Source organism: Cryobacterium mannosilyticum (assembly GCF_004402705.1).
In the GTDB taxonomy this organism is placed as follows: Bacteria; Actinomycetota; Actinomycetes; order Actinomycetales; family Microbacteriaceae; genus Cryobacterium; species Cryobacterium mannosilyticum.
The window spans coordinates 15,807-37,892 of record NZ_SOFM01000004.1; the positions used below are offsets into that span (position 1 = coordinate 15,807).

Sequence of the window (22,086 nt, forward strand, 5' to 3'; positions counted from 1 at the left end):
ATCACGCCCCACATCGTGCGAAGCGTCCAGGAACCTGCCGGGTCTTGGCTAGAGTGTCCAAGGTATTCCCCGTTTCAGAGTCGAAAGGGCCCCCACGTGGCGACAATGAGCCTGACGCAGCTTCAGGAACGACTGGGAAACGATCTCCACTGGGCAGCCGAAGGGCGCCCCGTCGGCCGCATCCTCACCGGAGTGCACATCTCAGAGCTGGATGACCCGACACCGTACCTCGGCGGCGGTGAGCTTCTGCTGACCACGGGGATCCCCCTCTCCGGAGGCGGCGATCAGGTGCGCCGATACGTCCGCCGTCTCGTCGACAAGGGAGTCGCAGCGCTCGGCCTGGGACTCGGCGCGGGCACCGACACCGTTCCCCCCGAACTGGTCGAGGTCTGCCGGGAGGCCGAACTGGCGCTGCTCATCGTGCCGGATGGCACGCCGTTCATGCAGGTCTCGCGGGCCTACTGGGATCTCCTGGCAACCAGGGAACAGGCGGAATTCGCCGCGAACCTCGGTCTGCAGACCGGGCTCGCACGCGCGGCCACGCGGCCGGGGGCAGCGGCATCCGTCGTCAAGGCACTCGCCGAGGCACTCGGAGGCTGGGCCGTGTACCTCCCGGCAGACGGAACCGCGGAATCGATCTGGCCGCCGGCGGAAAGCCGGGTGCTGCCGGAACTGCGCGAAGAAACGGCGCGGCTCAACCTGGCCGGAACCCACACGGCCGCCACGTTCCCCCTGCTGGGGACCGACGTCGTCGAGTACTCGATCATCGCGGACCAGCGTACGGCCGGCTTCCTTGCGGTCGGGGCCGGGAGGCCGCTTCGCCCCTCCGACCGCCAACTCATGCTGACCGGCTGCATGCTCCTGTCGGTCACGGTGCAGCAGGCCTGGGAGCTCGGCCGGGCCAACACGATCCTGCGCGGAACCGCGGCGGCCCTGCTGTTGCACGGTCATGTCGATGCCGCGCGAATCGCCGCGGCCGAACTCGGCCTCGCCCCGCTCACGCAGCGGGCCCGACTGCTGGCCGTCACGGGCGAGGGGGTGGACCTGCTCAGCGTCGACGAGCTGGCCGACCTGGTCGCCGCACTCACACCGGGCGAGGATTCCGCGGAACTGCGACGCAGCATCCGGCGATCAGGGCTGAAATGCACCGTCGAGGGTCTCTGCTATCTGGTGATCGAGGAGCCGAATGCCGAACCGGCCGCAACGGCGCCGCGGGAGGAGCAACCGCCGGCAGCCGCGGACAGGACGTTCAAGCCGGCCGTGGATCCGGGCCGATTCGCGGCGGCGTTGAGCGAGCCGCTGCTCCTGGCCAAGCTCGCCGGCGCCGTCTCCGAGGTCGGCCGGGCCTGCCGACGGGCTTCGCCCGGGCACCTCGTCCCGTTCGTCGACGCCCTCGACCCTCGGTCCGAAGCCTGGGTCGATGCGCTCAGGGGCTACACCAGGTCGGATCTGGTGGGAACAGTGCGCAGCTACCTGCGCCACCGCGGCCAGTGGGAGGCCACCGCCCGCGACCTCGACCTGCACCGCAACTCGCTGAGGCACCGAATCGCGATCGCCAGCACTCTCATCGACGCGGACCTCGACGACCCCGACGTCGCGGCCAACCTGTGGCTGGCCCTGCGCGGCGCCGATCGGTCGCCCGTCGGCTGAAGATCAGGGTGCAGCCAGCCAGGCGCGGATCGCAGGGCTGTGCTCGCCCAGGGCCGGGGGCGCGGCCGTGCGCGGAGCCAACGGCGGCGTCCAGCTGACCGGATGCCGGATCTGGCGTCCCACGGTCACGCCCGACGCGTCCTGCACCTCGATGGTGGGTTCCAGTCCCAGCGAATCGGCCAGGTCGATCCCCTCCGCGATGGTGGACACCCGGCCGGCCGGGACGCCCGCAGCGGTGAGCCGTTCATGCCAGGAACGAGCCGGGGCCTCTCGGAGCCGCGTCTCGAGGATGTCCACGAGTTCCACGCGGTGGTGGACGCGGGCCTGGTTCGTCGCAAACCGCTCATCCGACGCCAGCCACTGATCACCGAGCACCCCCGCGAGCCGGACGAACTGCCCGTCGTTCCCGCAGGCGACCGCCAGCGGGCCATCGGCGCAGGCGAGCAGCTGATACGGCACGATGGACGGGTGGGCGTTGCCCATCCGTCGGGGCTCGACGCCGGCGCCGAGGTAGGCCTGGGCCTGGTTGGCGAGTGCACCCTGCAGGCTCGACAGCAGGTTCAGCTCCAGTCGCGCACCGAGCCCGGTCGTCGCCCGCGCGTGCAAGGCGGCCAGGATTCCGATCGTCGCGTCCTTCGCGGTGAGCACGTCGACCAGAGCGACGCCCGCTTTCATCGGGTTGTCCGTGTCACCGGTGATGCTCATCAGCCCGCCCAGCGCCTGCACCATGAAGTCGTAGCCGAGCAGGTCGGCCCCTCCGATGCTGCCGAAACCGGTGATCGACGCGTAGATGAGCCCCGGATTCTCCTCCGTCAGATCGCCGTAGCCGAGTCCGAGGCGGTCCATCCCGCCCGGTTTGAAGTTTTCGACGAGCACGTCGGCGCGGAGAGCGAGCCGTCGGGCGGCGGCGAGGTCGGCGGCATCCGCCAGGTCGAGTGTCAGGGACTCCTTGTTGCGGTTGACGCCCTCGAAATAGGTGGCACCGGTTGCCGAATGCGGCGGACCCCACGAGCGGGTGTCATCGCCGCTGCCCGTCCGCTCCACCTTGATCACCCGCGCCCCCAGGTCGGCCAGCGTCATCGTGGCGAGCGGGCCCGCCAGGACCCGGGAGAAGTCTGCGACCAGGATGCCGTCGAGTGGACGGGAGAGGGGCCGGTCGGATCCGTCGATCTGCTGCACGCCTGCTCCGTTCAGTGAGGACACGGGGAACCGGTCCCCGTGGGTGGGTCTTCCCGAATCTAGCGGGCACGGGGACCCGAATCATTGGACGGATCATCCACAGGCTGTGCGACATGCCCTCCCTCCGGTCGGCGCGTGGCCTCGCCACCAGCGACATCAGGACCCGTGACGGTGCGCGCAACGTTGCACGCAAGCCCGCGCAACGCACCTCGACCTAGCCTCGGACCACGGACGATGACGTTCGTACTAGGGAGTGAAGCAATGACATTGACTGAAACGACCACCCGCGAGACCGACCGCGAGACGCCGGGAACCAGCACCATTACGACCATGCAGGCCGCCGTGGTCAGGACCTTCGGCCACGACCTGGCCATCGAGGATGTCCGGATTCCCACGCCCGAGCCCGGCCAGGCCCTCGTGAAACTCATCAGCACCGGCGTCTGCCACACCGACCTGCACGCGGTCGAGGGCGACTGGCCGGTCAAGCCCAGCCCCCCGTTCATCCCCGGCCACGAAGGTGTCGGCACGGTCGTCGCCCTCGGCGAGGGCGTCACCGACCTCGCGGTCGGCGACGTCGTCGGGAACGCCTGGCTCTGGTCGGCGTGCGGCAGCTGCGAATACTGCCAGACCGGTTGGGAAACCCTGTGCGAACAGCAGCAGAACGGCGGCTACAGCGTGGACGGGTCGTTCGGCCAGTACATGCTGGTCGACTCCCGCTTCGCCGTTCGCATTCCGGAGGGCATGGACCTCGTCGCCGTCGCCCCGGTTCTCTGCGCGGGCGTCACCGTCTACAAGGGCCTCAAAATGACCGAGGCCAAGCCGGGCCAATGGGTCGTCATCTCCGGCATCGGCGGGCTGGGCCACCTGGCCGTGCAGTACGCGAAGGCGATGGGCCTCCGGGTCGTCGCCGTGGACGTGGCCGACGACAAACTCGCCCTGGCCCGCCTGCACGGCGCGGAACTGACCGTGAACGCGATGAACGAGGACCCGATCGAGGTCATCCAGCGGGAGACCGGCGGAGCCCACGCCGTGCTCGTCACGGCCGTGCACCCGCGGGCGTTCGCGCACGCGATCGGGGAGGTGCGCCGCGGCGGGACGATCGTCTTCAACGGGCTGCCGCCGGGCGACTTCCCGGCGCCGATCTTCGACATCGTGCTCAAGGGGCTGACCATCCGAGGCTCGATCGTGGGCACCCGCAAGGACATGGCCGAGGCGCTGGACTTCTTCACCCGCGGCCTGATCCACCCGACCGTGACCACCCGCGGCCTCGACGAGATCAACGACGTCTTCGACGAGATGAAGCACGGCAAGATCGACGGCCGCGTGGTGATCACCTACTAGCCGGCCTTCAGCGTGAGCGGCGCCGTCCGGGTGGGTTCCCCCGGGCGGCGCCGCGGTGCGCGGGGCACGAATGGCGGGCTCTCCAGGTGCCTCCCCCGCCAAGATCAACCCTTTCGGTCGAAACCGACCCGCGCACCGGTCGGGTTCGACCGGAAGGGTGGAACTCGACCGGCAACGGGGCACGGGCTACCGCGGCGCCGGCACCACGTCGACGGTGTAGAGCGCGGCCTGCTCCGGGGAGAGCAGCGGCGCGGGCAGTCCGATGACCGCGAGCACTGAGCCGGGCAGGGTGATGCCGCCCGCCACGAGCCAGCCGGGCGGGGCATCCTGCACCGTTCGCGGGGCGCCGCCCAGGGTGAGCGGGGCCACCCGGTAGCTCTGGTCAGGGTCGAGGCCCGGGAAACGGAGCGGGGCGGGCAGCGCGGCGCGCGCGGCGGCCAGGGCCACGTAGGCGAACACCCCCGTGGAGCGGTCGGCCGAGACGACGCCGTGCAGTTCGAGCGCGGGGTCGCTCGTGTCGGCGTGCACGACCGTTCCGGAGTGCAGGAGCGGGCGGAGCGCCTTGTACCGGGCGACCCAGTCCGCGATCGCGTCGAGCTCGGCCTCGCTCGCCCCGGTGAGGTTCCACTCGATGCCGGCACTGCCGAACAGAGCGGTGGCGAGCCGGAACCCGAGGTCGGCGGTGCGCCCGGTGGTGTGCGCGGTCGCCGCGCCGAGGTGCCCGCCGAGGTATTCCGGCGGCACGAGCACGCCCGTGTAGCGCTGGATCAGCTGCCGTTCGAGCGGGTCGTTGGTGTCGCTGGTCCAGACCCGGTCGACCCGTTCGAGGATGCCGAGGTCGATCCGGGCGCCGCCCGACGCGCAGGATTCGACCTCCACCTGAGGGTGCGCGGCCCGCACGGCGTCGATCAGCCGGTAGAGGGCGACCGTCTGCCGGTGCGCCGAGCCGGCCAGCAGGTCGCGGTTGTGGTCCCACTTGAGGTAGCTGATCGGGTACTCGGTGAGAAGGGCGTCGAGCCGAGCGAAGAGCCAGGCGAAGGCATCCGGGTTGTCGAGGTCGAGCACCCGCTGGAACCGCCAGGTCGGCGACCCGTCGGTGCCGAGCACCCAGTCCGGATGCCGCCGGGCCAGGTCGGAGTCCAGGCTCACCATCTCGGGTTCCACCCAGAGGCCGAAGTCGAGGCCGGCCCCGCGCACATGGTCGATCAGCGGGTGCAAGCCCTCCGGCCAGGTTGCCGGGTCGACGAACCAGTCGCCGAGTGCGCGCCGGTCGTCGGATCGGCCGGTGAACCAGCCGTCGTCGAGCACGAACCGTTCGACGCCGACCTGCGCGGCCACGTCGGCGAGGCGGCTCAGTGTGGGCAGGTCGTGGTCGAAGTAGACCGCCTCCCAGGTGTTCAGCACGACCGGGCGGCCGGGCGGGCCGCCTGGCGCCCCGGCCGCCCGGAGCGTCGACCAGGACCGGATCCACGGATGCAGCCTGGCCGACAGCCCGTCGAGCCCGGCAGCCGAGTACACGGCCACGGTCCACGGCGAGGAGTAGCTCGCCCCGGCGGCCAGGCTGAGTTCCCCCGGCGCGAGCAGCTCGCCGCTGCCGAGCGTTGCCACGCCCAGCGGGCTCCGCTCGGCCCAGGTGTGCTTGTCGCCGCTCCAGGCCAGGTGGGTGGCCCACACCTCCCCGGCGCGGAAGCCGAACCCGGGCGTGCCGGCGACGGTGAGGAACGCGTCGTCGTGGCCGGGGCGGCCGTGCCGTGACTCACGGCTCCAGACTCCCTGGCCCAGGATGCCGCGCTGCGGCCGGCGCTCGTGGCTCCACAGCCCGGTGAAGTCGAGCAGCTCCGCGGCGCGGTCGGGCACCGGCAGGGTGACGTCGAGCGAGCCGAGTTCGAAGGCCGACCTGCCGGTGTTGGTGAGGGTGTGCCGCACCCGCAGCACACCCTGCACGGTGAGTTCGAGGTCGGTGCGCAGGTCGAGGCCGGCGGCGGCATCCGTCAGCAGCACGGCCAGGGCGAGCGGGCCGGCCGGGCGCACCAGGGCGAGGCGAAGGTCGAGCGGGGGCGTGCCGTCGCCGACGCGGAACCCGGTCAGTCCGGGGCGCCCGCTCCAGCCCTCCCGGGCTGTGGGCAGCAGAGAGAGACGGAGCGGGATGTCGACCGAGCTCGGCGGGATGGCGGGCACGGCCGAATCGGCGAGCACGGCCAACTCGGCGTCGGAGAGCGCGCCGAGGTCGCCGCCCCAGTGCACGATGACGGGAACGCCCGGGCCGCGGGCATCCAGCACAAGGCCGGCGCCCGCGGCACGGAGGTGGTGGACCATCGACGGGGCACCCGACGCGGCTGAGGTCGGTGCAGGGGTGCTCACGTGGTCTGCTGCTAACTGGTCGTCGGTGCGCGAACGGATGGAACGGGCCAGGCTGGCGGCCCTCGTGGAACAAGCCGGGGTGGCCGGCCGCGAGGACCGGCCACCCCGACTCAGGGTCGTGCGACTGCTACTTGTTGACCGGGATCGACTGCGCCGACATGGCCGCGATCGTGTTGGCCTGGCCGACCTTCAACGCCTCGGCGAGGGTTCCCTTGCCGCTGACCGCGCCCTTGAAGCCGTCTGAGACATCATTGTAGGTCTGGGTCATGGTCGGGCCCCAGACGAAGTCCGGGGAGACCTGGGCGGATGCGGTCGCGAACTCATCGTAGATCGCCTGGTCGCCGTAGAACGGCACGCCCTCCTTGAGCGCGGGCAGGTCGAGGCCGGACTTGGCCGCCGGGTAGAGGTTGGCGGACTTGTTCAGCATCGTGAGCGACTCGGCGGAGGTGTTCAACCACAGCGCGAACTTCGCGGCCTCGTAGGGGTGCTTGGAACCCTTGAAGACAGCGGTGGACGAGCCACCCCAGTTGCCGCTGGCCTTGTCGCCGGCCTGCCACTGCGGGGACTGGGCGACGGCCCACTTGCCCGCGGTGTCCGGGGCGCCGCTGGCGATGGAGTTGGCACCCCAGGCTGCGGAGTTCCAGGTCCAGTCACTGCCGGAGTTGTAGGCGTTGTTCCACTCATCGGTCCACGGCGGGTTCGTCGAGACGAGGTCCCGGTCGATCAGGTCCTGCCAGTAGGCTGCGACCTTGGTCGTGGTCGGGTCGGTCAGATCAACTGTCCACTTGTCACCGTCGTTCTTGAACCACTTTCCGCCGGCCTGCCAGACGAACCCGGCGAACTGGTTGATGTCGCTCTGCGAGAAGTTGGTGATGTAGCCGCCGGTGGCGCGGATCTTCTCCGCCGCGGTGGCGTATTCGGCCCAGGTGGTCGGAATCTCGATGTTGTTCGCCTTGAACAGGTCGGTCCGGTAGAACATGGCCATGGGGCCGGCGTCCTGCGGGATGGCGTAGACCGACTTGTCCTCGCCGAAGTTCACCTGACCCCAGGTCCAGTCGACGAAGTCGCTCTTCGCGTCGAGCACGCCGTCGCAGGCGGCCAGGTCCATCAGGCCGTCCTGCACCCGGAAGTTCGGCAGCGCGTCGTATTCGATCTGGCCCAGGTCGGGCGCGTTGCCGGCCTTGAGCTGGTTGAAGAAGTTCTGGTAGGTGCCGCCGTTGCCGTTCGGGCCGGTCTGCACCTTGACCTGGATGTCGGGGTTGGCCTTGTTCCACACTGCGACGGTGTCTTCCATGCCGGGAATCCAGGTGGTGAAGGTCAGATCGACCTTGCCCTTGGACGGGGCGCAGGCTGCGGCGTCGGTGCCGGTGGAGCCGGAGGTGGCGCAGCCGGTGAGGGCAACGGTGGCCGCCGTGAGCAAGGCGACGGCGACTGCTCTTTTCTTCATTCGCATTCTGTTTCTTCTTTTCTCTTGGGGGGGGTGGAATCCGCCTGGGCTGTCCACGCGGATACTGCTGCGGTGCGGGTGATGCGGGAGGAGCGGCTTGGGGCTACTTGACCGAACCGGCGCTGAGGCCGTTCCGCCAGAAGCGCTGGAGGAGAAGGAAGATGATGATCAGCGGGATGATCGACAACAGGGCGCCGATCAGAACGTAATCGCGCAGCACGGGGATCTGGTTCACCTGGGAGTTCCAGGCGTAGAGACCGAGCGTGACCGGGAACAGGGTCTCGTCCCGCAGCATGATCAGGGGCAGGAAGAAGTTGTTCCAGATGGCGACGAACTGGAACAGGAAGACCGTGACCAGGGCGGGCACCATCATCCGTACCGAAACGGTGAAGAACGTGCGCACCTCGCCGGCCCCGTCGAGGCGGGCGGCCTCGATCAGCTCGTCCGGCACGCTGGCCGAGGCGTAGATGCGGGCGAGGTAGACCCCGAACGGGCTGACCAGGCTCGGCAGGAACACCGACCAGAACGTGTTGGTGAGGCTGATCTGGGAGAAGATCAGGAACAGGGGCAGCGCCAGGGCAGTGGCGGGCACGAGCACCCCGCCGAGCACGACGTTGAAGATGAGTTCGCGGCCCGGGAAGCGGTACTTGGCGAGCGCGTAACCGCACATCCCGGCGATGATGGTGCCGATGGCCGCGCCGCCGCCGGCGTAGAGGGCGCTGTTGAGCATCCACTTGAGGTAGACGCCGTCACGGTAGGCGACCAGGTTGCCGATGTTCTCGAACAGGGAGAAGTCGGCGAACCAGAGCGGGTTCGTGGTGTTGAACTGGGAACGGTTCTTCGACGCCGCGACCAGCAGCCACCAGATCGGCACCAGGAAGTAGAGGGTGAAGACGCCCATCACGATCAGGGCGCCGCCGCGGGCGAACGGGCTCTCCCGCTGCGCGAGTGGCGCCTTCGGTGTCTTCGACTGCGCCGGGCGGATGCCGCGCGCGGGCTGCGCGGGCGCGGGGATCATGGTGCTCACTTGGCTTCCTTCCGCTGGGTGAACTTCAGGAATGTGAAGGACAGGATGAACGTGGCCACGGCCAGCACGACCGAGAAGGCCGCCGCGAGGTTCACGTTCGGAATGGACGAGGTCGTGTAGACGGTGAGGTTCGGGGTGAACGTGCTGGTCACCGCCGAGCTGAAGCTGCGGAACACCTGCGGTTCGGCGAGCAGCTGCAGGGTGCCGATGATCGAGAAGATCGCGGTGAGCACGATCGCGGGCATGATCAGGGGGATCTTCACCGACCAGGCGATCCGCAACTGGCCGGCCCCGTCGAGGCGGGCGGCCTCGTAGAGCTCGGTGGGGATGGCGAGCAGCGCGGAGTAGATGATGAGCATGTTGTAGCCCACATAAACCCAGGTGACGACGTTCGCGATCGACCACAGCACGAGGTCGGCCGAGAGGAAGTCGACGTTCTCGGTGACCGCGCTGAACGGCGACAGGTTGGGCGAGTAGAGGTAGCCCCACATGATCGCCGCGATGACGCCCGGTACCGCGTAGGGCACGAAGAAGGCGAGCCGGAAGAAGCGCTTGCCGCGCAGCAGCGGCGAGTCGAGCAGCAGGGCGAACAAAAGCGCCAGGCCGAGCATGATCGGAACCTGAACGACGCCGAACATGAGCACCCGCCCGATCGACTGCCAGAACGGCCCGTTCTGGAAGACCAGGATGTACTGGCTGAAACCGCCGAACACCTCCGTGGCTGCGCCGAACGTGCCCTCGCGCTTGATCACCAGGAGCGATTCGTAGATCGCGTAACCGATGGGCACCAGGTAGAACAGTCCGAACAGGATGCCGAACGGGAGCACGAAGGCGAGGATCGCCCCGGTGTGCTGCACCCGCACCTTCGGCGTGCGCGGCTTCCTGGCCCTGGACTTGGATGGCCGGGCGGCGCCGCCCGGGGCATCCGTGAGTGAAGCGGCGGGTGCGCTCATGATGCGGTGTCCTCTCTGATGACGCGAACGGCGCCGGCCGGAACGCGCACGACGCGGCCGACCGGTTCACCGGTGATGAGTTCGTGGCCGGCGGCCGGCAGGGTGAGTTCGATGCCGCCGTGGTTGATGATGAACAGGTAGCTCGCGGTGGCGCTCGTCCGGCGGACGACCTCGACCGAGCCGTCGCTCTCCGGGCCGACCGCGGTCACCCTGGCCTGTTGTGCGACCGTGCGCATCAGGTCGCGCAGCGCCCCGGCCTCGAGCGCGGTCGCCAGGTACCAGGCGGTGCCGGCGCCGTGCGGGTTGCGGGTGACGGCCGGGATGCCCGGCAGCGGGCCGTTCAGGTAGCGGGCCATCACCTCGGCGCCGGTCGGGCGGAGCCGTTCGGTCCACAGGCCCGCGGCGGCGCCGGTGTCGAGGGCGACCTGTCCGCCGGGAGCGAGCGGGAAGAACTCCTCGATGGTGATGCCGAGCAGGTCCCGGAACGCACCGGGGTAACCGCCCGTGCGCACCCGGTCGTCCTCGTCGACGATGCCGCTGAAGAAGGTGACGACGGCGTGGCCGCCGGCAGCGACGTAGCCGGTGAGGTTGGCGGCCTGCGCGTCGGTGACCAGGTAGAGGGCGGGGGCGACCACGAGGCGGTAGCCGGAGAGGTCCGCGTCAGGGGAGACGACGTCGACCGTGATGCCCAGTTCGCGTAGGGCGGTGTAGGCGGCGAGGACCTGGCCGAGGTAGCGCACCTCGTGCGACGGGCGGGATTCCCCGTCGCCGGCCCACTGCGCCTGCCAGCTGAAGATGATCGCGGCATCCGCCACGACCGTGGTGCCGGCGAGTTCGCCCAGCCGGCCGATGGCGGCGCCCAGGTCGACCACGTCGCGCCAGAGCTCGGTGTCGGTGCCGGCGTGGGGCACCAGGGCGGAATGGAACTTCTCCGAGCCCTGCAGCGAGGCGCGCCACTGGAAGTAGCAGACCGCGTCGGCGCCGCGGGCGACGTGAGTGAGCGAATTGCGGGCCATCTCCCCCGGCGTCTTGGCCAGGTTCACCGGCTGCCAGTTGACCGCCCCGGTGGAGTGCTCCATCAGCAGCCAGGGTGCGCCGCCGGCGAGGCCGCGGCTGAGGTCGGCGGCGAAGGCCAGTTCGGTGGTGGGGTCGGCCAGCCGGTTGTCGAGGTAGTGGTCGTTGGCGACCACGTCGACGTCCGGCGCCCAGGACCAGTAGTCGAGGTTCTTGATGTGCGCGGCGACCATGAAGTTGGTGGTCACCGGCACGGTGCTGTGCCGGCGGAGCACGGCCGCCTCTCGGCGGTAGTAGTCGAGCAGTTCGTCCGAGCTGAACCGGTGGAAGTCGAGGGCCTGGCCGGGGTTGCGGCTGGACAGGGTGAGCCGCGGGGTGAGGATCTCGTTCCACTGGCCGTAGCGCTGGCTCCAGAATGAGGTGCCCCAGGCCGCGTTCAACGCGTCGATGGTGCCGTAGCGGGCCTGCAGCCAGGCGCGGAAGGCATCAGCGGTGTCGTCGCAGTAGCAGAGCGCGTTGTGGCAGCCGAGCTCGTTGGACACGTGCCAGAGCGCGATCGCCGGGTGGTTGCCGTAGCGTTCGGCCACCTTCTCGACCAGCGCGAGGGCGCGATCGCGGAACACCGCGGAACTCGGGCACCAGGCCTGGCGGCCGCCGGGGTAGCGGGTGGTGCCGTCCTCCGTCATCGGGAGGATCTCGGGGTGCAGCGTGGTCAGCCACGGCGGCGGCGACGAGGTGCCGGTGCCCAGGTTCACCCGGATACCGCCGGCGTGCAGCAGATCGATGATCGCGTCCAGGGCGGTGAAGTCGTACTCCCCCGGCCTCGGCTCGAGCTGGGACCAGCCGAAGATGTTGATGGCGACCAGGTCGACGCCGGCCTCCTGCATGAGCGCGACATCCTGAACCCAGACCTCGGGGCTCCACTGCTCCGGGTTGTAGTCGCAGCCGAAGGCGATGCCGTCGTGGCTGAACGGGGTGGCCGGGACCTGGCTCTCCTCGGTTGCTGCTCGCGAGTTCATGTGTTCCTTGACCGTGCTTCCATTGCGTTCGTCGACGACTCTGTGAACGTGCACAGTCCGGGGAGCGAAAACTCTCCGTCGAGATTCTGTGAACGTACACACACTAAGTAGCGGCGCGCGCCCGTGTCAAGCCGATTCGGGAAAATCGGGGGCTACAGTTATCGAATGGTGACCGTTCCGGCAAGGCGCAAGCGTGCGACCATCCACGACGTCGCCGTGGAGGCCGGGGTGTCCCGCGGCACCGTGAGCCGGGTCGTCAATGACGAACCCTATGTCTCGGCGGCGGCCCGCACGGCGATCGAGGCCGCGATCGAGAAGGTCGGCTACGTGCCGAACAACGCCGCCCGCAACCTGGTGATGCAGCGCTCGCAGGCGGTCGGGTTCATCGTGCACGAGCCGCACTCGTTGTTCCTGGATGACCCGAACATCGGCGGCATCCTGCTCGGCGCGAACACCGTGCTCTCCCGTGCCGACTACCAGATGGTCAGCCTCGTGATCGATTCGCAGCGCGACACCGACCGGGTGGCCCGCTACTTGAGCGGCGGGTTCGTCGACGGGGTCATCATCGTCTCGGCCCGCCACGAGGATCCGATGATCCGGGTCGTGGAGAAGCTCGCCCTGCCGGCCGCCTTCGTCGGGCACCCGCCGGACCTGCGCCGGCTCCCCTTCGTGGGCATCGACAACCGCCGGTCGGCGCGCGCGATCACCGAGCGGCTGATCGGCACGGGCCGGAGCCGGATCGGCATGATCGCGGCGGCGCTCGACCGGGATTCCGGCGCCGACCGCCTGGCCGGCTTCACCGACGCCCTCGGCTCCCGTTTCGACCCGAACCTCGTCGAACGCGTTCCGCTCTACACCTACTCCGACGGGGCGGCGGGGATGCGCGCTCTGCTCGCGCGCGAGCCCGGCATCGACGGCGTGTTCGCGGCATCCGACGCCGTGGCGGCCGGAGCCCTCGAAGCGCTCCGCGATGCGGGGCGCAGCGTGCCGGGCGACGTGGGCGTCGTCGGCTTCGACGACAGCACCTGGGCCCTCCGCACCCAGCCGCACCTGTCCACCGTGCACCAACCGGCCTTCGGGCTCGGGGCAGCCGCGGCGGAGTGCGTGCTCGGCCAGTTGCGCGGCGAGGAGCAGCCGGCCGAGGGCATCCTGCTGGAGACCCCCGTCGTCTGGCGCGACTCCGCCTGACCGCCCGGATGGCAGCCGGTCCGAGCCGATCGGAGAATCCTGCTGGAGACCCCCGTCGTCTGGCGCGACGCCGCCTGACCGCCCCGGTTCGCTGCCGTTCCCGGCCGATCCGGGGCACACTGGGAGCATGAACGGGTCTGAGCGATGAAACGGATGCGCACCCGCGCCGTCGTCCGCGGCGTCGTGCAAGCCGTGGGGTTCCGGTACTACGCGCAGGCCGAGGCCGACCGGCTCGGTGTGGCCGGCTTCGTGCGCAACCGTCGCGACGGCGCTGTCGAGGTGGAGGCGGAAGGTGACCCTGCGGCCGTGTCGGCCATGCTGGCCTGGCTCGCCCACGGTCCGCCGTCGGCCCTGGTCGAGTCGGTCGAGACCTCCGAACTGGAGCCGCTGGGCGAAACCGCGTTCCGGATAGATTTCTGAGCCGGCGCCTTCGGCACTCCCCGGTGCGCGGCCGCGTGGCCCGTGGCCCATTTCCACCCCCGGCCGGGGTCAGGAGGCGTCCGGGATGCTGGCGTAGCGTGGAGGCATGTGCGCGCGAGCATCCGAACCCGCTCGGACGAAGACGACGGCGCGCGGAATCCAGGCAGCGTCGCGGCGGTTCGTCGCGCCCGCAGGCCGGGCACGGCGGGAACCGTCCGGGCTCGCACCGGCCACCGCCCGGGCTCGCACCGGGGCGCGGTTCAGCGTGCGCCAGGCGTTCGGCGTCGGCCGGGTGGTGCTGGCGGTGGCCGGCGTCGTCGCCCTGCTCGGCTACTTCGACTACGTGCTCGGTTTCGCCACGTTCGCCGTCTACAACTACTTCAGCTACTTCACCGTGCTCAGCGGCATGGGCGCGGTCGTCGCCTTCGTCGCCGGCGCCGTCGTCGCCTTCAGACGGGCGGTCGACCCACCCTGGCTGGACTGGTTCCGGCTGCTGATCACGACCTACATCATCGTGTCCGGGATCGTCTTCCTGACCATCGTGATCCAGTCCTCGTCGCGGGACTACACGATCGAGGTGCCCTGGTCCAGCCAGCTGCTGCACTTCTGGATCCCCGGCATCGCCCTGCTCGACTGGCTGACGGATGCCGGAAAGGCCCGCCTGCCCTGGAAGACCACCGCCTGGGTGATGCTCGTGCCCGGTCTCTGGGGTGCGTTCACCCTCGCGCGGGGCGCGTTGGTCGGCTGGTATCCCTACTTCTTCCTCGACCCGGCCCAGGTCAGCGGGCCGCTCGAGACCCTGCTCTACAGCCTGGTCGCGGTGGCGCTGTTCACCGGGATCGCGGCCGGGCTCACGGCCACGTCGCGGCTGTCGCCGCGTCCGTGGCGGCGTATCCCGGCCGCGGTCGCCGCCGCTACAGCGGAATAAAGGTGTAGTCGCTGGTGAGGTGCTCATTGCGGCAGGCGCCGCAGTAGAGCACGCCCGAGTGCCGCATCGCGTGCACCCGCGGGGAGCACTGCACAACCTTGGGTCCGCAACAGGGCGAGATCACCATGTAGGCGCCGGGGGCGGTGGGAGAATGCCCGCTCAGGCCGCGCACATGGTGCGAGCCTTCGCAGGGCAGGTCGGTGTCGAAATCGAGAAGGACGACGGAGTCGAGATCCAGCAGGGTATCCATGAGGCACGTTCAATCAAGCGGTCAAGCCGGGGGAACTGCGGCCGCGGGTGGGGACGGTGCACCCGAGCGGCGACCGCGCCGGGTGGCCGAAGGAAGACCCGGCAAGGACGCACTGGGTGGAGACCCGGCGGATTCCAACGGCAGTTCCGATCGGGCAACGGCTGGCCCTCTGGGCTAGCACCGCGATGGACTGCACCTGCATGAAAGTGCTCCTCAAAAGAGGAGTTTTTCTCAACGACTGGACGTTGCGAGCACTGTACACCACCTCGCTGGGAATCGCGGGGGGTTGTTTTCCACCGCCCGGTCAGACCCGGTTTCGCTATTTCGGGGTCGGCGCCGGTGCGAGGAAGGGTTCCAGGCTGGCCAGTGCGGCGGCGAGGAACTCGTCGTCGTCGACCTCGGCGAGGCGAAGGGCGCTCTCAGCCGCCACCAGCCCCATCAGCACGGGCTCGCCGGTCAGCGGCACCATGTTGATCCAGACCTTGAAGTCGCCGTCGCCGCCGACCGTGGTCCAGAGCGGCGCCTCGGTGTCCCAGAACGGCTGGTCGAATTGCAGCCAGATCTTGTCCAGCGTGCCGACGCCGAGCGCCGCGATCGCGCCGCGGTGGGCGAACGGCAGTGGCGGGGCGAACTCCATCACCTTGGTCTTCAGCACGCCGAGCGGAATCGTGACGACGACCCGGTCGGCGCCCAGCGATTCGCCGTTGCCGAGGCGCAGGCTGACGCCCTCGTCCGAGTAGGCCAGGCGGGTGACCACGCTGGAGTCGAGAAGGTCGATGCCGGCGGCGGCATCCGTGACCAGGGTCGAAAAGCCGCCGAGCACGATCCGGTCGTCGTCGGCGCCCAGGACGGTCGAGGTATACCAGGCGGACTGCAGGTCGACGGATGCGCCGGCGTTCAGGTCGAGGACGGCGGCGATCTCGTGGTCGAGCCAGTCGGTGTCGGAGATGCCGGTGTCGGCATCCGTCGTCGACAGCTTCGACGCCCCCGAGTCGGCGAGGGCCCGCGCGATGGACACGTCGGCGGGCTGGTCCACCGCCCAGGCCAGCGCGGCCGCGACGGCCTGGGGCCCGATGTCGGGCACGGGCACGACCAGTCCGGCGGGGGTGCGGGTCTCGACCGTGCGGCCGAACGGCGCCGTCGCGACGCCGAGCCGGATGAGTTCCTCGTCGAGGGAGGTCTGCCCGCTGTGCCGCACGAAGGAGGGGCCGAGTTCGATCGGAAACGGCCACTTCTTGTCGCTGACCGTGTTGATCCGGCCGCCGATCCGGTCGCGGGCCTCGACCACGACCACGTCGAAGCCGGCATCCTGCAGCGCGCGCGCCGCGGACAGCCCGGCGATGCCGGCGCCGATCACGGCGATCCGCTCGCCGGCCGTGGCGGCGGCTCCCACCTCGCGGGCGGCGCGGAGGCCGGACTCACGAGCACCCTGGACGGTTCCGGGGAAGTCGGGCGAGGTGGCCTCGCCGGCGAAGAACAGGCGGTCCTGAACCGGCTTGCTCAGCGCGTCCCGCTGCTCGGGGGTTGCCCCGACTGCGGGGAAGCTGAAGGAGCCGCGGGCGAACGGGTCGGCCGACCAGGAGGTGCGGCGCATCATCGCCGGCTTCGGCACGAGCGAGGCGGTCGGCGACGGCTTGGGGGTGAGTGTCGACGACGGCGTGGGGCTCGGCGGCACGCAGGCGGTGAGCGCGAGCACGGAGAGCCCGGAGACCGAGCCGATCAGGAATGTTCGACGTTTCATTGCGGTGACCATGCCAGTGCTGACACGGACGCTCTCCTCTCCGAGCCTGCCGGTGTGGTTGCTCCCAAACTACCGCAGCCGCCTGCCGATCCGCCGACCGGGCGGTGCCGGCGCGGGCGCGCGGCCTCCGCTCGGGTGGAGAAACTCGCGACACGCCGTTGTTCGCGCCGGAACAACCCGGCGCGTCGCAGAAACTCCGCCTGAACGGATGCCGCGGCGCGCGGACCCGCTCAGGCGGGCAGGAGCAGGAAGCCGTCGTCGATGAGGCCGCGCACGCCGGGCAGGAGCTCGGCGGCGAGCTCGGCCTCGTCGGCGTCGAGCAGTTGCGCGAGCGCGGCCACGATCGACCCCACGTCGAGGTCGCCGTCGCACGCCCCGACGAGGGCGGCGAGGGCGGTGTCCAGCGGCACGGACCGGCCGAAGCCGCCACCCTGGTGCAGGGTCATCAGCGTCGGATCCTCCTGGCCCGGCCAGTAGTGGCGCTCCTCGGTGACGTCGGAGGCGACGGTGAGCCGGATCCGGGAGAGGAGGCCGGCATCCGTCGCCGCCTGCCGGTCGTGCGCGGCCAGGCAGGCGGCCAGGTGGCTGCCGATGCCGGCCGGGTTGTGGCCGAGCGCGCCGGGGAGGCGTTCGAGCCGGCGGAGGCCGGGCCCGGTGGCCGTCGGGCGGCGGAGGAGCAGGTAGCCGAAGCCGACCTGGCTGACGCCGCGCGCCTCGAAGTCGTCCAGCCAGGCGCCGTAGAGCCGGTCGAAGTCGGCGGTGCCCGGGCGGGTGCCGCCGTCGCGGATCCAGGTCTCGGCGTAGAGCGCGGGAGACTGCACCTCGCGTTCGATGATCCACGCGTCGAGGCCGGGCGCGGGGCGCGGCGCCCCGCCCAGCTGCGGGGCGTCGAGCCAGCGGCCGAGGCGGTCGAAGGCATCCTGGTCGGTGCGGTATTCCCAGTTGCCGAGCAGCTGGGCGACGCCGCCTTGCGTGAGGTGCTCGGCCGCGCCGCGCACGACCGCCTCGACAAGGGCATCGCCGACCATGCCGCCGTCGCGGTATTCGTAGCTGGGCACGCCCTCGGTGCGCGGGGTGATCACGAACGGCGGGTTGGAGATGATGTGGTCGAAGCGCTCCCCCGCGACCGGTTCGAACAGGCTGCCGAGCCGGAATTCGATGTTGCGGATGCCGTTCAGCCGCGCGTTGAGCGCCGCCAGCTCGAGGGCCCGCACCGAGATGTCGGTCGCGACGACGTGGTCGGCGTGACGGGCGGCGTGCAGGGCCTGGATGCCGCAGCCCGTGCCGAGGTCGAGGGCGGTCCTGACCCGGGTCGGGATCAGCAGTCCGCTCAGGGTGAGGGATGCCCCGCCCACGCCGAGCACGTGCGTTTCGCCGAGCGGGCGGCCGAGTGCGAGCTCGCCGAGGTCGGAGGCGATCCACCAGCTGCCGGCACCGTGCTCGTCCACGAAGCTGTACGGACGCAGTTCGAGCAGCGGCCTGAGCGAGCCGGCCTCGGACGCCCCGGCGTCGGGCGAGCCGGCCGTGCCGGGTGTCCCAACCGACTCGGCCGCGTCCGGCATCCCGACGGTCTCGGCCGTCTCGGCGGTCTCTGGGTTCCCCGGCGTTTCGGCGGTCGCCGGGTTCCCCGGCGTCTCGGCGGTCTCCGGGTTCCCCGGCGTCTCGGCGGTCGCCGGGTTCCCCGGCGTCTCGGCGGGGTCGCTGCCGGCGACCAGTCCGAGCGCCTCGGCACCGGCGACGCCGAGCGAGGGGAGGGCGGCCGCGAGGTCGGCGCGGGTCACCGGCAGGCCGAGCACGAAGAGCCGGGCCAGAGTCGCGGACGGTTCGGTCCGCCCGAGCTTCGCCCGGAGAGCCGAGAGCGCCCGCAGGGCCGGAACCCGCTGGTTGCGGCGGAGTGCGGCATCCGCTTCGCTGCCCCACAGGCCGCTCAGCGCCGAAACGGAGTAGTGGGCGGCGCCGAGGTCGGCTCGGAGCTGGTCAACGAGTGCAGAAGTCACTGACCCATTCAACTGCACCCGGGGCCCAGGGCTCGGCCCTTCCAGCCGCGGCCCTGTGCATAACTCCTGCAACATTCCGGGGCCGGCACCCGGCAGGCCCTGCGGTGACCCGGAATCCCGGGCCGGATTCCGGTGCGGCCGGCGGATTGCAGGAGTTATGCACGGGTGGGGACGAAGACCCGCTGCGCCGGGCGTCCGGGGCGGCCGTCGGGGCCGGGAACGGCCGGAGGTCAGCGGCGCTCCTCGGCGATGCTGTTGCCGCCGTCGACCACGATCGTCTGTCCGGTGACGTAGGAGGCGCCCGGGGAGGCGAGCCAGGCGATGACGGAGGCCACCTCCGCGGCCGTTCCGCTCCGCCCGGCCGGCACGAGCCCGCCTTCGACCGCCTCGCTCTCGAGCTGGGAGCCCGTCTCGATCCAGCCGGGGGCGACCGCGTTGGCGGTGATGCCGCGGGCAGCCTCGTCCACGGCGAGCGCCCGGGTCAGCCCGACGAGGCCGGCCTTGGCCGCGGCGTAGGCCACATCATTGCGGGAGGCCATCACCGGCCCGCTCACGCTCGACACCGTCACGATGCGGCCCCAGCCCGCGACCCGCATGAAGCCGACCACGGTGCGGGTGGCGTGGAACGCGGTCGACAGGTTGATGGCGAGGCCGCGGTCCCACTCCGCGGGGCTCGTCGTGACGTCACCGTGCAGCATCTCGGCGTCGCCGACGGCGACCATGCCGGCGTTGTTCACAAGGATCGTCGGGGCAAGGCCCGCGCCGGCGAGCGCCTCGGCCAGCACCCGCGCGCCGGCCTCGGCGTCGAGGGTGCAGACGATGCCGGATGCCGCGATCCCCCGAGCCGCGAGCTCCGCCGCGCGCTCGTGCACCCGGTCGGTCGTCGCGGTGAGCACCACCCGGGCACCGAGTTCGCCGAGCATCCCGGCCGCGGCGAATCCGATGCCGGTGGCGCTGCCGGCCCCGGTCACGAGCGCCGTGCGCCCGGTCAGGTCCCAGGCCGGGGGCAGGGTCAGCGCGGCAGGGCGGCCGACGTCAGGGCCGGCGGCGTCAGGGCGGACAGCGTCAGGGCGGCCGACGTCAGGGCGGACAGCGTCAGGGCGGGCAGAGCCGGGGCCGGAGGCGTCGGGGCGAGTCATGGCGTCACCCTAGCGGAGCATCCGCCGGATGCCCCGCCGCCCCTCCGGCCTCCCCTGCGGCACTTGCTCCCGCCGCCGGCGCGTGGCTAACTCAGGAGATTCGTGCCCGCCGGAAAGCCGCCCCCGGAATTCCGGGTCGGCCCGGGAAGCCGGCCGCAGATTTCCTGAGTTAGCCACACTGCAGCGACCGGCGCCGGCAGACGAACGGCCCGTGCTGCTCGGGCCATCGGCACAAGCAGCACGGGCCGATGCCGGCGTCAGCCCTTCTCGGAGCCTTCGGTGGTGTTGATGAGCCGCTTCTGGAAGACGAAGAACATGATCGCGATCGGGATGGTCATCAGCACGGCGGCCGCCATCTTGAGCGGGAACTCGTTGCCCGAGCCGAGCTGGCCGGAGAACAGCGAGGCGATGCCCGTCGTCAGGGTGTTCGTCTCCGGGCTCTGCCTGGACACGATGAAGTGCCCGAACTCGTTCCACGAACCCTGGAAGCTCAGGATGAACAGGGTCACCAGGGCAGGCCTGGCCATCGGCAGCACGATTGTCCAGAAGGTGCGGAAGACGCCGGCGCCGTCGAGGCGGGCCGCTTCCTCCACCCCGTTCGGGATCGACTCGAAGAACTGCTTCATGATGAAGATCCCGGCCGCGTCGACCAGCAGCGGCACGATCATGCCCGCGTAGCTGTCGTACATGCCGAACTGCTTGAGGATGAGGAAGCGCGGGATCAGGAGCACGACCCCGGGAACGGCCATCACCGCGACGAGGGACGCGAAGATGAGTCCGCGGCCGCGGAACCGCAGCCGGCTCAGGGCATAGCCGGCGAGGGAGTCGAAGAACACCCGGCCGAGGGTGATCGTGATGGTCACGAAGATCGTGTTCATCGTCCACAGCGGAAGCGGGACATCCGTGAACAGCCGCTCGAACGACGCGAACGACCAGATCTGCGGGATCAGCCGGAGCGGGTCGTTGGTGGCCTCGTCGTCGGTCTTGAACGCGGAGGACAGCGTGATCAGGAACGGGTAGATGTAGACGAGGGCGAGCACGCCGAGCATGAGGTAGCTGAGCCCCGACCCGGTGCGGAGCCGCCAGCCGACCGACCGCTTGCGCATCGTGGGGGCCGGCGTTGCCTCGGGGGCCACGGCGGCCGGGGCCTGGGGGGTGGTCACGGCGTTCATTTGTCTTCTCCGGCCTGGTTCGAGGTGGCGCTTCCGTGGGAGGACGACCTCGAGGACCCCCGGTCCGCAGCGGATGCTCCGGTGGTCGCCGCGACGACGACGGCACGATCGGCGGCGATCGCCCCCGCCAGCGCCCGGCTCACCCTGCCCTTGTCCTTCCGATCCCGCAGGACATACCGCTGCAGGGCGGTGAGCAGGATGATGATCACGAACAGGATGAAGGAGATCGCCGCACCCTGACCCCAGTTCAGTTGCTTGAACGAGGTGTCGTAGGCCAGGTAGGCAGGGGTCAGCAGGGTCTTGCCCGGCTTGCCGCCGCCGGTGAGGTAGATCTGGTCGAAGACCTGCCAGGTGCCGATCAACCCGAGCGTCAGCACGGTGAAGAGGGTCGGCTTGAGCATCGGCAGGGTGACAGAGAAGAACTTGCGGAACGGGCCGGCCCCGTCCATCAGCGCGGCCTCGTCCACCTCGGCGCCGATCGCCTGCATGGCCGCGATGAAGAGCAGCATGAAGGTTCCCGAGGTGGTGAAGACGGCGAGCAGGATGATCGCAGACATGGCCACGCTCGGCCCGCTCAGCCAGTCCCACCAGCTGACCCCGAGCATCCCGCCGCCCGTGAGCGCCTCCGGTGCCGAGGAGACGCCGAAGGCGCCGAGGATGATGTGCAGCACTCCGCGCGGGTCGGCGAACCAGACCGGGCCGCTCGCCCCGAAGAATCCGAGGATCTTGTTGACGGCACCGGTGGCGCCGAACAGGAACAGCCAGATCGCGGTGATCGCGATCGAGCTGGTCACCGAGGGGAAGTAGAACGCGGTGCGGAAGAAACCGCGACCCTTGAGGATACGCCGGTTCACCTGCACCGCCAGGAACAGGGCGAGCGCGGTCTGCAGCGGAACCACGAGCAGCACGTAGTAAACGTTGTTGCGGATGGATGTGCCGAAGTCCTTCTGGGCGAGCCCCGGATCGGAGAGCACCGCCTCGAAGTTCTTCGAACCGACGAAACTGACCTGCGGGTTCAGCGGCGAGCCGAGCCCGCTCCAGTCGCTGACGCTCACCCAGATGGCGAGGAGCACCGGCACGACCAGGAAGATCCCGATGATGATGATCGGCGGGGTGATGAACAGCCAGCCGTACTTCGCCTCGCCGCGGTGCACGCTCGATCGAGGCGTGCCACGGCGGCGATTCGGGGCAGACCCTGCCCCACTGGATGCCGTGCCGGCATCCGTTGTTGGATTGGTGCTGCCCCGAATCGCGCTCATG

General features: G+C 70.3%; 17 protein-coding genes. 5 read left to right on the forward strand and 12 right to left on the reverse strand.

The features are described 5' to 3' along the window. Positions 1 to 105: 105 nt before the first annotated feature. A complete protein-coding gene (locus E3O32_RS00845; protein WP_134506062.1) occupies positions 106 to 1,650 on the forward strand; it encodes a PucR family transcriptional regulator in 1,545 nt (514 codons plus the stop codon). A 3-nt stretch (positions 1,651 to 1,653) separates the two neighbouring features. Here E3O32_RS00845 and E3O32_RS00850 read toward each other — a convergent pair whose 3' ends face one another. Continuing rightward, entirely contained in the window at positions 1,654 to 2,844 is a 1,191-nt protein-coding gene (locus E3O32_RS00850) for a CaiB/BaiF CoA transferase family protein (RefSeq protein ID WP_241974434.1), read from the reverse strand. Between the two features lie 315 nt (positions 2,845 to 3,159). Between E3O32_RS00850 and adhP the strand changes: the two genes are divergently transcribed. Continuing rightward, positions 3,160 to 4,170, forward strand: coding sequence for an alcohol dehydrogenase AdhP (gene adhP, locus E3O32_RS00855; RefSeq protein WP_134506125.1), 1,011 nt, complete (start codon positions 3,160 to 3,162; stop codon positions 4,168 to 4,170). Positions 4,171 to 4,356: 186 nt separating this feature from the next. Here adhP and E3O32_RS00860 read toward each other — a convergent pair whose 3' ends face one another. The 5 genes from E3O32_RS00860 to E3O32_RS00880 form a co-directional block, all read right to left on the reverse strand. Then, a complete protein-coding gene (locus E3O32_RS00860; protein ID WP_338145174.1) occupies positions 4,357 to 6,531 on the reverse strand; it encodes an alpha-galactosidase in 2,175 nt (724 codons plus the stop codon). A 127-nt stretch (positions 6,532 to 6,658) separates the two neighbouring features. Further along, a complete protein-coding gene (locus tag E3O32_RS00865) occupies positions 6,659 to 7,984 on the reverse strand; it encodes an ABC transporter substrate-binding protein (RefSeq protein ID WP_134506064.1) in 1,326 nt (441 codons plus the stop codon). A gap of 97 nt (positions 7,985 to 8,081) precedes the next feature. After that, entirely contained in the window at positions 8,082 to 8,996 is a 915-nt protein-coding gene (locus E3O32_RS00870) for a carbohydrate ABC transporter permease (RefSeq protein WP_134506129.1), read from the reverse strand. Positions 8,997 to 9,001: 5 nt separating this feature from the next. Further along, positions 9,002 to 9,958 carry a carbohydrate ABC transporter permease gene (locus E3O32_RS00875; protein ID WP_134506066.1) on the reverse strand — a complete coding sequence of 319 codons (957 nt, stop codon included), beginning with the start codon at positions 9,956 to 9,958 and terminating at the stop codon, positions 9,002 to 9,004. Then, positions 9,955 to 11,991 carry a beta-galactosidase gene (locus tag E3O32_RS00880; RefSeq protein ID WP_134506068.1) on the reverse strand — a complete coding sequence of 679 codons (2,037 nt, stop codon included), beginning with the start codon at positions 11,989 to 11,991 and terminating at the stop codon, positions 9,955 to 9,957. The genes E3O32_RS00875 and E3O32_RS00880 overlap by 4 nt, the downstream gene beginning before the upstream one ends. Before the next feature lie 165 nt (positions 11,992 to 12,156). Here E3O32_RS00880 and E3O32_RS00885 point away from each other — a divergent pair, with 165 nt between their 5' ends. From E3O32_RS00885 to E3O32_RS00895, 3 genes are all read left to right on the forward strand, one after another. Then, positions 12,157 to 13,179, forward strand: coding sequence for a LacI family DNA-binding transcriptional regulator (locus E3O32_RS00885; RefSeq protein WP_134506070.1), 1,023 nt, complete (start codon positions 12,157 to 12,159; stop codon positions 13,177 to 13,179). Between the two features lie 144 nt (positions 13,180 to 13,323). Further along, positions 13,324 to 13,599, forward strand: a complete 276-nt coding sequence (locus E3O32_RS00890) for an acylphosphatase (RefSeq protein WP_241974429.1) — start codon at positions 13,324 to 13,326, stop codon at positions 13,597 to 13,599. 106 nt (positions 13,600 to 13,705) lie between these two features. After that, positions 13,706 to 14,527 carry a Pr6Pr family membrane protein gene (locus E3O32_RS00895; RefSeq protein WP_134506074.1) on the forward strand — a complete coding sequence of 274 codons (822 nt, stop codon included), beginning with the start codon at positions 13,706 to 13,708 and terminating at the stop codon, positions 14,525 to 14,527. Here E3O32_RS00895 and E3O32_RS00900 read toward each other — a convergent pair. The 6 genes from E3O32_RS00900 to E3O32_RS00925 all read right to left on the reverse strand — a co-directional run bounded on the left by E3O32_RS00900 (position 14,514) and on the right by E3O32_RS00925 (position 22,085). Then, the gene (locus tag E3O32_RS00900; protein WP_134506076.1) at positions 14,514 to 14,777 is read right to left on the reverse strand and encodes a hypothetical protein; all 264 of its coding nucleotides are present in this window, start codon (positions 14,775 to 14,777) and stop codon (positions 14,514 to 14,516) included. The genes E3O32_RS00895 and E3O32_RS00900 overlap by 14 nt on opposite strands. A 319-nt stretch (positions 14,778 to 15,096) precedes the next feature. Continuing rightward, entirely contained in the window at positions 15,097 to 16,518 is a 1,422-nt protein-coding gene (locus E3O32_RS00905) for a flavin monoamine oxidase family protein (protein WP_166790740.1), read from the reverse strand. 230 nt (positions 16,519 to 16,748) lie between these two features. Next, positions 16,749 to 18,515, reverse strand: a complete 1,767-nt coding sequence (locus E3O32_RS00910) for a DUF7059 domain-containing protein (RefSeq protein WP_241974431.1) — start codon at positions 18,513 to 18,515, stop codon at positions 16,749 to 16,751. Positions 18,516 to 18,745: 230 nt separating this feature from the next. After that, complete coding sequence (locus E3O32_RS00915; RefSeq protein ID WP_134506081.1) at positions 18,746 to 19,654, reverse strand: SDR family oxidoreductase; 909 nt, start codon at positions 19,652 to 19,654, stop codon at positions 18,746 to 18,748. Positions 19,655 to 19,911: 257 nt separating this feature from the next. Beyond that, positions 19,912 to 20,826 carry a carbohydrate ABC transporter permease gene (locus E3O32_RS00920; RefSeq protein WP_420898083.1) on the reverse strand — a complete coding sequence of 305 codons (915 nt, stop codon included), beginning with the start codon at positions 20,824 to 20,826 and terminating at the stop codon, positions 19,912 to 19,914. Then, positions 20,823 to 22,085, reverse strand: coding sequence for a carbohydrate ABC transporter permease (locus E3O32_RS00925; RefSeq protein WP_134506083.1), 1,263 nt, complete (start codon positions 22,083 to 22,085; stop codon positions 20,823 to 20,825). The genes E3O32_RS00920 and E3O32_RS00925 overlap by 4 nt, the downstream gene beginning before the upstream one ends. Position 22,086 lies beyond the last annotated feature (1 nt).

Coding starts and splice junctions, on each gene's coding strand:
- E3O32_RS00900 (WP_134506076.1), bottom strand. CDS start 14,777: ATGGATACCCTGCTGGATCTCGACTCCGTCGTCCTTCTCGATTTCGAC.
- E3O32_RS00885 (WP_134506070.1), top strand. CDS start 12,157: ATGGTGACCGTTCCGGCAAGGCGCAAGCGTGCGACCATCCACGACGTC.
- E3O32_RS00895 (WP_134506074.1), top strand. CDS start 13,706: ATGTGCGCGCGAGCATCCGAACCCGCTCGGACGAAGACGACGGCGCGC.
- adhP (WP_134506125.1), top strand. CDS start 3,160: ATGCAGGCCGCCGTGGTCAGGACCTTCGGCCACGACCTGGCCATCGAG.
- E3O32_RS00880 (WP_134506068.1), bottom strand. CDS start 11,991: ATGAACTCGCGAGCAGCAACCGAGGAGAGCCAGGTCCCGGCCACCCCG.
- E3O32_RS00920 (WP_420898083.1), bottom strand. CDS start 20,826: ATGAACGCCGTGACCACCCCCCAGGCCCCGGCCGCCGTGGCCCCCGAG.
- E3O32_RS00925 (WP_134506083.1), bottom strand. CDS start 22,085: ATGAGCGCGATTCGGGGCAGCACCAATCCAACAACGGATGCCGGCACG.
- E3O32_RS00875 (WP_134506066.1), bottom strand. CDS start 9,958: ATGAGCGCACCCGCCGCTTCACTCACGGATGCCCCGGGCGGCGCCGCC.
- E3O32_RS00890 (WP_241974429.1), top strand. CDS start 13,324: ATGAAACGGATGCGCACCCGCGCCGTCGTCCGCGGCGTCGTGCAAGCC.
- E3O32_RS00905 (WP_166790740.1), bottom strand. CDS start 16,518: ATGAAACGTCGAACATTCCTGATCGGCTCGGTCTCCGGGCTCTCCGTG.
- E3O32_RS00915 (WP_134506081.1), bottom strand. CDS start 19,654: ATGACTCGCCCCGACGCCTCCGGCCCCGGCTCTGCCCGCCCTGACGCT.
- E3O32_RS00865 (WP_134506064.1), bottom strand. CDS start 7,984: ATGCGAATGAAGAAAAGAGCAGTCGCCGTCGCCTTGCTCACGGCGGCC.
- E3O32_RS00870 (WP_134506129.1), bottom strand. CDS start 8,996: ATGATCCCCGCGCCCGCGCAGCCCGCGCGCGGCATCCGCCCGGCGCAG.
- E3O32_RS00845 (WP_134506062.1), top strand. CDS start 106: ATGAGCCTGACGCAGCTTCAGGAACGACTGGGAAACGATCTCCACTGG.